The organism is Paenarthrobacter sp. 4246 (assembly GCF_040546855.1).
GTDB lineage: Bacteria > Actinomycetota > Actinomycetes > Actinomycetales > Micrococcaceae > Arthrobacter.
Genome location: NZ_JBEPOP010000003.1, coordinates 40,917 through 52,803 on the forward strand (window position 1 = coordinate 40,917; position 11,887 = coordinate 52,803).

10 protein-coding genes and 2 tRNA genes are annotated in these 11,887 nt (G+C 61.5%); 9 read left to right on the forward strand and 3 right to left on the reverse strand.

Annotated elements, in window-relative coordinates; genetic code table 11:
- Positions 1-42: 42 nt before the first annotated feature.
- Entirely contained in the window at positions 43-2,604 is a 2,562-nt protein-coding gene (pepN, locus tag ABIE35_RS05560; RefSeq protein WP_354513110.1) for an aminopeptidase N, read from the reverse strand.
- Between the two features lie 133 nt (positions 2,605-2,737).
- Between pepN and ABIE35_RS05565 the strand changes: the two genes are divergently transcribed.
- The 3 genes from ABIE35_RS05565 (at position 2,738) to ABIE35_RS05575 (ending at position 5,206) form a co-directional block, all read left to right on the forward strand.
- Positions 2,738-3,742 carry a hypothetical protein gene (locus ABIE35_RS05565; protein WP_354513112.1) on the forward strand — a complete coding sequence of 335 codons (1,005 nt, stop codon included), beginning with the start codon at positions 2,738-2,740 and terminating at the stop codon, positions 3,740-3,742.
- A 79-nt stretch (positions 3,743-3,821) separates the two neighbouring features.
- Positions 3,822-4,304 carry a ribose-5-phosphate isomerase gene (locus tag ABIE35_RS05570; protein ID WP_354513114.1) on the forward strand — a complete coding sequence of 161 codons (483 nt, stop codon included), beginning with the start codon at positions 3,822-3,824 and terminating at the stop codon, positions 4,302-4,304.
- Positions 4,304-5,206, forward strand: coding sequence for an Fpg/Nei family DNA glycosylase (locus ABIE35_RS05575; RefSeq protein ID WP_354513116.1), 903 nt, complete (start codon positions 4,304-4,306; stop codon positions 5,204-5,206). The genes ABIE35_RS05570 and ABIE35_RS05575 overlap by 1 nt, the downstream gene beginning before the upstream one ends.
- 46 nt (positions 5,207-5,252) lie before the next feature.
- On the opposite strand, the gene ABIE35_RS05580 is transcribed toward ABIE35_RS05575, so the two are convergent.
- Positions 5,253-5,326, reverse strand: a tRNA-Gly gene (locus tag ABIE35_RS05580).
- Positions 5,327-5,453: 127 nt separating this feature from the next.
- Between ABIE35_RS05580 and ABIE35_RS05585 the strand changes: the two genes are divergently transcribed.
- From ABIE35_RS05585 to ABIE35_RS05610, 6 genes are all read left to right on the forward strand, one after another.
- A tRNA-Pro gene (locus ABIE35_RS05585) sits at positions 5,454-5,528 on the forward strand.
- Between the two features lie 69 nt (positions 5,529-5,597).
- The gene (gene tig / locus ABIE35_RS05590; protein WP_207593745.1) at positions 5,598-6,980 is read left to right on the forward strand and encodes a trigger factor; all 1,383 of its coding nucleotides are present in this window, start codon (positions 5,598-5,600) and stop codon (positions 6,978-6,980) included.
- Between the two features lie 220 nt (positions 6,981-7,200).
- The gene (locus ABIE35_RS05595) at positions 7,201-7,824 is read left to right on the forward strand and encodes an ATP-dependent Clp protease proteolytic subunit (RefSeq protein ID WP_278251958.1); all 624 of its coding nucleotides are present in this window, start codon (positions 7,201-7,203) and stop codon (positions 7,822-7,824) included.
- A gap of 39 nt (positions 7,825-7,863) precedes the next feature.
- Positions 7,864-8,523, forward strand: a complete 660-nt coding sequence (locus tag ABIE35_RS05600) for an ATP-dependent Clp protease proteolytic subunit (protein ID WP_024816918.1) — start codon at positions 7,864-7,866, stop codon at positions 8,521-8,523.
- 182 nt (positions 8,524-8,705) lie between these two features.
- A complete protein-coding gene (gene clpX / locus ABIE35_RS05605) occupies positions 8,706-9,995 on the forward strand; it encodes an ATP-dependent Clp protease ATP-binding subunit ClpX (protein WP_207593743.1) in 1,290 nt (429 codons plus the stop codon).
- A gap of 81 nt (positions 9,996-10,076) precedes the next feature.
- A complete protein-coding gene (locus ABIE35_RS05610) occupies positions 10,077-10,706 on the forward strand; it encodes a mycothiol-dependent nitroreductase Rv2466c family protein (RefSeq protein ID WP_354513119.1) in 630 nt (209 codons plus the stop codon).
- A gap of 40 nt (positions 10,707-10,746) precedes the next feature.
- Here ABIE35_RS05610 and ABIE35_RS05615 read toward each other — a convergent pair whose 3' ends face one another.
- Positions 10,747-11,622, reverse strand: coding sequence for an Fpg/Nei family DNA glycosylase (locus tag ABIE35_RS05615; protein ID WP_354513121.1), 876 nt, complete (start codon positions 11,620-11,622; stop codon positions 10,747-10,749).
- Positions 11,623-11,887 lie beyond the last annotated feature (265 nt).

Genomic DNA, 11,887 nt, shown 5'->3' on the forward strand with positions numbered 1-11,887 from the left:
GCAGGCATCGACTGTCCGCAGTGACCTCGTCAGGTGCCGGGCCTAGACGTCGGCAGCCCGTGCGCGGAGGGCACGGGCCACGCCGTCACGGTTCTCCAGCATCATCCGGCGAAGGGCCGCGCTGTCCTCCGGAAGCGCCGCCAGGAACTCGTCCGTACGGTCCACCGTTGCCTGCGTCGTGAGCTGCGCGGGGTAGAGTCCCACCACGATCTGCTGCGCCAGGGCGTGAGTGCGCTCCTTGACGATTCCAGGCACGGCGTCAAAGTACTTTTCGGCGTAGGGCTCCAGCAAATCAGTGGTCGGGACCCGCATGAACCCGGCCACCGCTGACGCCTGCAGCGCGTTGGAGAGTTCTCCGGTGACAACGATCGCGTCCCACGCTGCAGCTTTGGCTTCAGCAGTGGGGATGGCTGCCTTCGCTTGGGCGGCTGCATTTTGACCGTTGGAGGTGTTGTCGCGGGCCAGTTCGGCGTCAATGCGTTCCTGGCCTTGGCGCCCGCCTGCCACCAGTGCGGTCAGGAGCTCCCAGCGCATGTCCTGGTCCACCGTGAGGCCCTCCAGTGTTTCGGTTCCGTCAAGCAGCGCCTGGATGCGGTCCAGCTGGCCCCCGCTGCGCGCGAGTTGGGCAAAGGACTTGGCGAACTGCAGCTGGGCATCCGAGCCCGCTTCCACCGAGGAGGCAAGCGCCCAAAGCTTTTCTGCGGCGTCGACGGTGGTCTCGGTTTTGTGCTCGGCGGCCACGTAATAGGTCAGGGTGGTGGCCAGCTGGCGAAGCTGGACCAGAATGACCGAGGAATCCGTTTCATGGGCAATGTTGGCAAGGACCAGGTCCACGTAACCACGGGCCGGGGTTTCGCCGTCGCGCGCCGCGTCCCAGGCTGAGCCCCACACCAGGGTGCGCGGCAGGCTGGCCGAGAAGTCCTTCAGGTGGGCCGTGGCAGTGGCAAGGGAGTGCGGATCGAGGCGGACCTTGGCGTAGGCGAGGTCGTCGTCATTGAGCAGTATCAGGTCCGGACGTGCCTTGCCCGTCAAGGCAGGGACCTCCGTGCGGGGGCCATCGACATCAAGCTCCTCCCGGTGGGAGCGTTCCAGCTTGCCCTCACCGGAGAGCGAGTAGAAGCCAACCGCGAGGCGGTGCGGACGGAGGGTTGGCTGTTCGTCGATCGCGGTCTGCAGAATCGCGAATCCGGTGATGATGCCGTCAGCGTCAACGCTGACCTCGGGAGCAAGGGTGTTGACGCCTGAAGTTTCAAGCCAGAGCTTGCCCCACCCTTCCAGGTCGCGGCCGCTGGCCGCCTCAAGCTCCACCAGGAGATCGGCGAGCTCAGTGTTCTTCCAGGCGTGCTTGGCGAAGTAGCTGCGGACGCCGGCCATGAACTGCTCCGGACCTACCCAGGCCACCAACTGCCGGAGAACGGAAGCCCCCTTGGCATAGGTGATGCCATCGAAGTTCACCTCCACGTCTTCGAGGTTGTTGATTTCCGCGAAGATCGGGTGGGTGGTGGGCAGTTGGTCCTGCTTGTACGCCCAGGACTTTTCCACCGAGGCGAAAGTGGTCCAGGCGCGGTCGAATTCCGTGTTTTCCACAGCGGCCAGGTGCGACATGTATTCGGCGAAGGACTCGTTGAGCCAGAGGTCGTTCCACCACCGCATGGTCACCAGGTCCCCGAACCACATGTGGGCCAGTTCGTGCAGCACGGTGATGGCACGCCGTTCGACCTGGGCGCCGGTGACCTTTCCACGGAATACGTAGCCCTCCAGGATGGTCACGGCGCCGGCATTTTCCATGGCCCCGGCGTTGAACTCGGGGACGAACAACTGATCGTACTTTTCAAACGGGTAGGGGCAGCCGAACTGTGCTTCGAAGAACTCAAATCCTTGACGGGTCAGGGTGAAGATGTTGTCCGCATCGAGGTACTGCATCAGCGACTTGCGGGCAAAGACTCCCAGCGGCACAACCAGCCCGTCGGCGCTGGTGACTTCGGAACGGACCGACTGATACGGTCCGGCGATCAACGCGGTGACGTACGAGGACAGGCGGGGAGTAGGCGCGAATGCCCACACGGACCGGGCGCCGCCGTCTTCTCCGGCAGGAGCTTCAACGGGAACCGGCGTGGGGGAGTTGGAGATGACATCCCAATGCGACGGCGCTGTGACGTTAAAAGTGAAGGTTGCTTTCAGGTCGGGCTGCTCAAAGACGGCGAACATACGCCGGGAGTCCGGAACCTCGAACTGCGTGTAGAGGTACACCTCGCCGTCCACGGGGTCAACGAAACGGTGCAGACCCTCGCCCGTGTTCATGTAGGGAGCGTCTGCGACCACCACGAGCTCGTTGTCAGCGGCGAGGTCCGGGAGGTGGATGCGGATACCGTCCGAAACTTCCGCGGGGTCCAGATCGGTTCCGTTCAAGGTCACGCTGTGGACGGCCTGGGTGATGGCATCAATGAAGGTGGTGGATCCCGGCGCCGCGGAGAACTTCACCACAGTGGTGGAACCGAAGACTTCGGGGCCTTTGGTCAGGTCCAAAGTGACGTTGTACGACTCGACATTGAGCAGTTGGGCGCGGATCGCGGCTTCGTCGCGCGTGAGGTTCAGGCCTGGCAAGTGGTGCCTCCGGAAGATTATGGGATGCCCGGCCACTCGCGGCCGGACGCTGGTGTGAAGCCATTCTTTCACTCCACGGCCCGAAGGCAAGGAGGGAACACCACAGTGTCGCCCCACGGAGTAGCGTTGGATTATGGGATCGTTCCGGGACATTCTCGACTTCCGCGCACTGAGGTTTGCGGTCGCCTTTCCGTTGCTCCTCGCCGTCGGTTTCGTGGTGTGCGCCCAAATGCTGCGCAACGATCTTCCCAACCCCGTTGCCGTCATGTGGAACGCCGACGGCGGTAGCTCGTTCGCGCCGTTCGGCGCCTACGTGACCGGCGGCGCAGCCCTCATCACCTTCTGCGGATGGGCTGTATTCCTCCAAGCGGTGACCATTACCAGGCCTGTTGTCATGAGGCGCGTCATGATGGGCCTGGGCCTGACAGTGAGCCTCTTCATCACCACGGTGGTGGCGGCCGGACTGGTGGGACAGTCCGGGCTGGGGGACGCGCGCGAGTCCCATGTGGACCCGATCGTGCTGGCCATGGGCAGTGGCGCCGCGGTGGCCCTGGGCGTCGTCATGATGTTCGCCTTCAAGCCGGACCCGCGCTGGACCCGCGAGGATGACGTTGCCCTCCAAGAGGAACTGACCCTGCTTGAGGACCCGGACCTGGCCCGCGACACCCTTCGCCTGTGGGTGCATGCCCGGAGCTCCGTTTTCATCATGATCATTGTCTCCGCCGTTTTTCCGGCGGCCTTGATTGCGGTCGCCGTCCCTTGGCTCGGCGCCTTGGTGGCTGTGGCTGCTTTGGTAGGCGCCGGCTTCCTGTTTGCCCGCGTGCGGGCGGACAGGGGAGGCCTGCAGGTGTTCGCCGGTGGCATCGTGCGCGTCTTGACCGTCCCCGCCGTCGAGATCGCCGGGGCGGCTCCGGCGGACGTTAAAGCGGCTGATTATGGGGGGTGGGGTTGGCGGCATCACGATGACGCCACTGCAATGCTTGTCAGCAGCGGGCCTGCCGTCGTCGTAAGGAAACTTAACGGGGGACGGGTGGCTCTCAGTGCCGGCTCCCAGGCCTCAGCTGACAAGCTGGCGGGGATACTCAACCGGGCGGCCCACCGGGCCCGGGATGATGGACAGTCCCAACAACCCCGGTAGCGGTACCCTAGGTAGCGCATCCCTCACCGCCGCGCACGGCCAGACGCCGTCCCCGCGCGCCAGAAAGAACGGACTTCCTGTGACTACACCCCGCGTCCACATCGCTACTGACCACGCCGGCATGGAACTGAGTGCCCACTTGGTCAGCCACCTCACGGCCAAGGGCTATGAAGTGGTGGATCACGGACCCAAGGAGTACGACGCCCTGGACGACTACCCCTCTTTCTGCATCAACGCCGGCGCAGCTGTCGTGGCGGACCAGAAAGCCGGCATCCACGCTCTGGGAATCGTCCTGGGTGGTTCGGGAAATGGTGAGCAAATTGCTGCCAACAAGGTCAAGGGTGTCCGCGCTGCGCTTGCCTGGAACCTTTCCACCGCAAAGCTGGCCCGGGAGCACAACGACGCCAACGTCGTCGCTGTTGGAGGCCGCCAGCACTCGGTTGAAGAAGCTACCGAGCTCATTGAGGCATTCCTGGAGGAACCGTTCAGCAACGATGAGCGCCATGTTCGCCGCATCGGGAAAATTGCGGTGTACGAAACCACCGGCGAAATCGTCGAGTAGTGCCTGAGGGGCATTCGGTCCATAGGCTGGCCCGCCAATTCCAGGATGTTTTTGGCGGCCGCCGCCTGGACGTTTCCAGCCCGCAGGGCCGGTTCACCCACGGCGCGCAGGTGCTGAGCGGGCACACCATGGTTGAGTCGATGGCCCACGGGAAGCAGTTGTTCCTCAGGTTTGACCACGATCTCTACCTCCACGTCCATCTGGGCCTGTACGGGGCGTGGAACTTCGGCGGGGACAGTTCTTTCACCGGCGCCTCCAGCATCGGTGCGCCACGACGCATCGGTGAGCGGGAAACAGGGCCGGCCTTGAACGAAAAGGCCTCCCACGAAGCGGTCTACAGCGGCCCGCCTCCGCCGGTGGGCGCCGTCCGTGTCCGCCTGGTCTCGGACCACGGCTGGGCCGACCTCCGTGGCGCCACTACGTGTGCAGCCATTACGTCGGCGGAAGTTGCGGTTGTCATGGACCGGCTGGGCCCGGACCCACTGCACAACCGCCCTGGCGACCGCGAGGAATTCATCCGGCGCCTGCGCCGCCGGAAAACGGCGGTGGCCCTGTTGCTGATGGATCAGTCCGTCTTGGCTGGCGTCGGCAATATTTATCGAGCGGAAGTGCTGTTCCGGCAGGCCGTCGATCCCTGGACGCCGGGCAGCGGCATTGACGAGGAAACGGCCGGCCGTCTCTGGGATGACACTGTGGACACCATGTCTGACGGCGTTCGTGACGGACGGATTGTGACGACACCCTCCACGCTGTGGTCGGGTGGGGCAGAAATAGCGCCCGACGCCGACGCCCACTTTGTCTACAAGCGGGACGGCTTGCCCTGCCGGGCCTGCGGGACGTCGGTGGGCATGACGGAAATTGGTGCGCGCAAGCTGTATTGGTGTCCGGGCTGCCAGGTGTAGCAGCAACAAAAAACGCCCCGATCCGAGGATCGGGGCGTTTTCCCATTGGAGGGGACGACGGGAATCGAACCCGCGTAATCAGTTTGGAAGACTGAGGCTTTACCATTAAGCTACGTCCCCAGGACGGATCTCCTTTTCAGGACATCTTCCCGGTGGCTGTTCAAGCCGGGTACAACTAAACCTAATTCCGGCGTCGGTGTCAAATGTGCATTCCTGGCTCGCTTGCCCGTAGACTGTCCTGTGCGTTCGGGGTGTAGCTCAGCTTGGCTAGAGCGCCTGCTTTGGGAGCAGGAAGTCGCAGGTTCAAATCCTGTCACCCCGACTCTGTGTTTGTGTCCGCCTCAGGGACGCGACAGAACCCCATACCCACAAAATCAGGAGTACTTAGACTGTGAAGAGCGCTGTCGAGAACCTCACCGCAACGCGGGTCAAGCTCAACGTTGAGGTTCCCTTTGAGGAACTGAAGCCGAGCATCGATGCCGCGTACAAGACCGTTGCTTCGCAGATCCAGGTTCCCGGATTCCGCAAGGGCAAAGTTCCCACCAAGCTGATCGACCAGCGCGTTGGCCGCGGCTACGTCCTGGAGACGGCCATCAACGATGGCCTCAATGGCTGGTACCAGGCTGCAGTTCAGGAAACGGGCGTTCGCCCCCTGAGCCGTCCCGAGGTTGAAATCACCGAGGTTCCTGACCCTACCTCCACCGACGGCGAACTCAAGTTCCAGGTGGAAATCGATGTCCGTCCCGAGATCGAGCTGCCGGACTACGCCGGCATCAAGGTCGAGGTGGCTGCCGCTGAATCCTCCGAAGCTGACGTCGAGAAGTCCCTTGACGAACTGCGTGGCCGTTTCGGCACGCTGAAGTCCGTTGAGCGCCCCGCCAAGAACGATGACTTCCTGACCATCGACATCACCGCCACCATTGACGGCAAAGAGATCGATTCCGCGGCAGGCCTGTCCTACCAGGTTGGCGCGGGCACCATGCTCGAAGGCCTCGACGAAGCCGTGACCGGCCTTTCAGCCGACGAAGAGGCAATCTTCGACACCACGCTGGTGGGCGGCGACCACGCCGGTGAGTCCGCTCAGGTGAAGGTTGTTGTCAAGGCCGTCAAGGAGCGCGAGCTCCCCGAGGCCAACGATGACTTTGCACAGCTTGCCTCCGAGTTCGACACCCTTGCCGAGCTCCGCGAGGACCTCGCCAAGCAGGCTTCCGACTCCAAGGTTGTGGAGCAGGGCGTTGAGGCACGCGACAAGGTCCTGGACAAGCTCGTTGAGCTCGTAGAGGTTCCGGTTCCGGATTCCGTGGTCGAAGAGCAGATCGAAGCGCACTTCAACCCGGAGAACGCCCACGGCGAAGGTGACCACGACACCGAGGAACACCGCGCCGAGGTCAAGGCCAACACCGAGCGTGCGTTCCAGAACGAGATCATCCTTGACGCCATCGCGGACAAGGAAGAAGTGGATGTCAGCCAGAACGAGCTGATCGACTACATCGTCACCACCGCAAGCCAGTACGGCATGGACCCCAACCAGTTCGCCCAGATCATTGATCAGAGCGGCCAGGTTCCCATGATGGTTTCCGAGGTCCGACGCCGCAAGGCGCTGGCAGTTGTGCTGGGCCAGGCAGAGGTTGTCGACTCCGAGGGCAACAAGGTTGACCTCACCGACTTCGTTCGTCCTGCCGGTGAAGCAGCAGCCGAAGAGGCCGCCGCTGTAGAGGCAACTGACGAGGCCGACGCTGCAGCAAGCGACGACCCCGCAGCAGTGAAGTTCTAGTCAACGACTTCAACCGGCCCCGGATCTTCTGATCCGGGGCCGGTTTGCTTTAAGGCTGGACATTGGTGCTGCACGCAGACGTGCGCCGTCAGCGAACAGCGCGATTCCGGCGAACAAATCACCACGGAAAACGGTTAGTGTCCAAGTAGTGAAGTTCAGTGAGGTCACTGGCACCAGCGAGAGGTAAGTACTTATGTCACAGCAATCAGAGGCTCCCCGGATGGCAACTGTCGATCCCGCAGCCCAGGACAACTACATCTACAACCGCCTGCTGAAAGAGCGCATTATCTGGCTCGGCTCTGAAGTCCGTGACGAGAATGCCAACGCCATCTGCTCCCAGCTCCTCCTCCTCTCGGCCGAAGACCCGGAGAAGGACATCTACTTGTACATCAACTCCCCGGGTGGGTCCGTGACGGCCGGCATGGCCATCTACGACACCATGCAGTTCATTCCAAACGATGTCGTCACCGTCGCAACGGGCTTGGCCGCCTCCATGGGCCAGTTCCTCCTGTCGTCCGGCACCAAGGGCAAGCGTTACGCCACGCCCAACGCCCGCATCCTGATGCACCAGCCTTCCGGCGGTATCGGCGGCACGGCCTCGGACATCAAGATCCAGGCTGAACTGATCCTGCACATGAAAAAGGTCATGGCGGAACTTACGGCCGAACAGACCGGTCAGTCCGTAGAGACCATCCTCAAGGACAATGACCGCGACAAGTGGTTTACGGCTGCCGAGGCGTTGGAATATGGCTTCTTCGACAAGATCTCGGCGCACGCCGGTTCTGTTGCCGGTGGTGGCGGAACGGCCAACCAGTCGGGCGCAGAGCCGAACTCCGAAAACTAACCGGCACAAAGAACCACTGAAACCCCAGGAGTAAAGAACATGAATTACAACTTCGGATGGTCTGCCGGTAATCTCCCGTCCAGCCGTTACGTCCTGCCCCAGTTCGAGGAGCGCACGCCCTACGGCTTCAAGCGCCAGGACCCGTACACCAAGCTGTTCGAGGACCGGATCATCTTCCTCGGTGTCCAGGTTGACGACGCCTCCGCCGATGACATCATGGCCCAGTTGCTGGTCCTGGAGTCAACGGACCCGGACCGCGACATCACCTTGTACATCAACTCGCCGGGTGGTTCGTTCACTGCCATGACGGCCATCTACGACACCATGCAGTACATCCGTCCGGAGATCCAGACGGTTTGCCTGGGCCAGGCTGCCAGTGCAGCTGCAGTCCTGCTCGCTGCCGGTACGCCGGGTAAGCGACTGGCACTTCCGAACGCACGTGTCCTGATCCACCAGCCGGCTCTCTCCGGTGGCCAGGGTGGGCAGGCCTCGGACCTCGAAATCCAGGCTGCGGAAGTCATGCGCATGCGTACCTGGCTTGAGGACACGCTGGCACACCACTCCGGCCGTACGTCCGAGCAAGTCAACAACGACATCGAGCGTGACAAGATCCTCACGGCTGCTGATGCCTTGAGCTACGGCCTGATCGATCAGGTTCTTGACTCCCGGAAGATCAAGCCACAGGCAATCACCCGGTAGCACACGGAATTCGACGCCGGTGCGGTTCACGAAATATGGACCGCACCGGCGTTCTGTTTCCACCCAAGCAGCTCATTGTGACCTAGAGTGGATCTTGTCACGGTGGTGCCAACCGCGGCTCGGCCGCACACTTGAGTACGGCGCGGAGCCGCATCACCCGCATGCAACGAAGGGATTCCCACATGGCTCGGATTGGCGAGAGCACGGATCTGCTGAAGTGTTCTTTCTGCGGAAAGAGCCAAAAGCAGGTACGGAAGCTGATAGCCGGGCCCGGTGTCTACATCTGCGATGAGTGCATCGAGCTGTGCAACGAGATCATTGAAGAGGAACTCGCTGAAGTTTCCGATCTCGGCAGTTTCGAACTGCCCAAGCCCCGTGAGATCTTCGACTTCCTGCAGGAATACGTCATTGGCCAGGAACCGGCCAAGCGGTCGCTGGCAGTGGCTGTCTACAACCACTACAAGCGGATCCAGGCCGGCCATGCACCCAAGACCGGCAGCCTCGGTGAGGGATCGCACCACGAGGACGTGGAGATCGCAAAGTCCAACATCCTCCTGATCGGCCCCACCGGTTGTGGCAAGACCTATCTCGCCCAGACCTTGGCCCGTCGACTCAATGTTCCCTTTGCCGTAGCCGATGCGACTGCACTGACGGAGGCCGGCTACGTGGGCGAGGATGTGGAGAACATCCTGCTTAAGCTCATCCAGGCCGCGGACTATGACGTGAAGAAGGCCGAGCAAGGCATCATCTACATTGACGAGATCGATAAGATCTCGCGTAAGAGTGAGAATCCTTCGATCACCCGTGACGTATCCGGTGAAGGTGTGCAGCAGGCGCTCTTGAAGATTCTTGAGGGAACCGTTGCATCCGTGCCCCCTCAGGGCGGCCGCAAACACCCGCACCAGGAATTCATCCAGATCGACACCACCAACGTGCTCTTCATCGTGGCCGGCGCTTTTGCGGGCCTTGAGGACATTATTGGTTCACGGTCCGGGCGTAAGGGCATCGGCTTTGGTTCACCCCTGAACGAGGCCCGGGACAACGTGGACAGCTACGGCGAAGTGATGCCGGAGGACCTGCTGAAGTTCGGCCTCATTCCGGAGTTCATTGGCCGGCTCCCGGTGATCACCACTGTCTCCAACCTGGACCGGCCCGCCCTCATCCAGATTCTGTCCACCCCCAAGAACGCGCTGGTGAAGCAGTACCAGAAGATGTTCCAGCTGGACGGCGTGGATTTGCAGTTCGAAGACGACGCACTGGACTCCATCGCGGATCAAGCGCTCGAACGCGGCACTGGTGCCCGTGGACTCCGGGCCATCATGGAAGAAGTGTTGCTGCCCGTCATGTTCGATCTCCCCAGCAGGGACGATATAGCCACGGTGGTCATCACAGCTGATGTTGTTTTGAAGAAAGCCCAGCCCACCATGATTGCCCATGACGTGGTGGCCAAGCGCCGGAATAAGTCGGCCTAGCAGCCTGTTGGCCTAGGCAAGGAGCGGTTCCGTTGGACCGCTTGCCACGACACGTATCCCACCTTTTCCGAGGAGTTCCCTATGCCCGAAAAGTCCACGCCCGAACAGACCGTCAACAAAGCCGATTTTTGGTTTGATCCTGTTTGCCCGTTTGCCTGGATCACGTCGCGCTGGATTGGTGAGGTTGAGGAGGTACGTGGCATCCAGACTGAATGGCACGTGATGAGCCTCTCCGTCCTCAACGAGGGCAGGGACCTTCCTGCCGATTACAGGGCAATGATGGACGACAGCTGGGGTCCTGTACGCGTGATCATCGCCGCCCAGGAACTTCACGGCGCGAACTACGTCAAGCCGCTGTATGACGCCATGGGAGAGCAGATCCACCACGAGGGCAACAAGGACCGGGCATCGGTCATCCAGAAGGCCCTTGCCGAGGTAGGCCTGCCGGCTGACCTGGCACGCTTCGCTGACTCGGACGAGTACGATGCCCAACTGCGCTCAAGCCACGAAGCCGGGATCTCATTGGTAGGTCAGGATGTAGGAACTCCCGTAGTCGCCTTTAATGGAACTGCCTTCTTCGGTCCCGTACTGACACGTATCCCCCGCGGTGAAGAAGCAGGGAAAATCTGGGACGCCACGGTGACCTTGGCTGGCTTCCCACACTTCTTCGAGTTGAAGCGCAGCCGCAGCGAAAGCCCCGAATTCAACTAGTTTCCCGAACCCAAGAGGCTTTCCAACCTCAAGCAGCAGGTTACTTCAGGAACCGGGATGTCCGCCGGTCAGCAAGGATCTTTCCGTTGGTCTGGCAGGTGGCACAGTATTGCAGGGAGGTGTCCGCAAAGGACACCTCCCTTACTATGTCCCCGCACACGGGACAAGGAAGGCCGGTCCGTGCGTGCACTCGGAAGTTGCTGCGTTTGGTGTCCTTGAGTTCGCTGGACGGCTTGCCGGCGGCTGCGTTCACGGCCCCCACCAGAATCTCCTGCATGGCCTCGTAGAGCCGCGCCACTGTGGCCTGGTCCAGGGACTTGGCACTCGCGAAAGGAGAGATTTTTGCCGCGTGCAGGATTTCGTCACTGTACGCGTTTCCTATGCCGGCAATGACGCCCTGGCTCCGAAGCAAGCCCTTGATCTGTTGGGAACTGGATCCAAGGATCGACGCCAACGCGGCACGGTCGAAGTCGGGACTGAGGGGCTCCGGTCCCAAGGTGGCGATTCCCGGCACGTCCTGGGGATCCCGCACCACATAGATGGCCAGGCTTTTCTTGGTTCCGGCTTCCGTGAGGTCCACGCCGATGTGGGCTTCGTCGGCAGGACGGTGTAGTAGGAGCCTTGCAGAGATGTTGCTTTTGCCCATCCGCAGTCCGGCCGACGAAGGGTGCTCGGTGTAGCGGACCCAACCGGCCTTGGCCAGATGGAAGACAAAGTACAGGCCGTCAACATCAACGCACACGAATTTACCGAGGCGTTGTACACCCTGAACGGTTCTGCCTTCCAGGACGCTATACGGAGGATCAGCAGTCTTCAGTGCGGAGAAGGAGTTGATGCGGACCTCGTTGAGCACGGCTCCACTGAGTTGAGTGTCCAGATACATGCACAGGCCGTGCACTTCGGGGAGTTCCGGCATGCTCAATACTCTGCCACAGGTAGCCCCCGGAGCGCAGGAGAACTACAGGTTTGTAGTTCTTCCAAGGGTCTTGTGCATTGCATTCAGCGGGACAACAATGGTTCTTACCCACTTCGAAAGAAGAGGGACACGGAAACCAAAGATTCAGTGATTGCAACCAACGCAGCCTTTGGCAAAGTTGGAAGCAGGCTACCAGTGATGAGGTAGGAAGACCTGAAATTCCTAGGATTCCGCCAGACTGTCAAGACATCACCAGACAGCCGAA

Coding starts and splice junctions, on each gene's coding strand:
- ABIE35_RS05565 (WP_354513112.1), top strand. CDS start 2,738: ATGGGATCGTTCCGGGACATTCTCGACTTCCGCGCACTGAGGTTTGCG.
- ABIE35_RS05595 (WP_278251958.1), top strand. CDS start 7,201: ATGGCAACTGTCGATCCCGCAGCCCAGGACAACTACATCTACAACCGC.
- ABIE35_RS05600 (WP_024816918.1), top strand. CDS start 7,864: ATGAATTACAACTTCGGATGGTCTGCCGGTAATCTCCCGTCCAGCCGT.
- clpX (WP_207593743.1), top strand. CDS start 8,706: ATGGCTCGGATTGGCGAGAGCACGGATCTGCTGAAGTGTTCTTTCTGC.
- ABIE35_RS05610 (WP_354513119.1), top strand. CDS start 10,077: ATGCCCGAAAAGTCCACGCCCGAACAGACCGTCAACAAAGCCGATTTT.
- ABIE35_RS05615 (WP_354513121.1), bottom strand. CDS start 11,622: ATGCCGGAACTCCCCGAAGTGCACGGCCTGTGCATGTATCTGGACACT.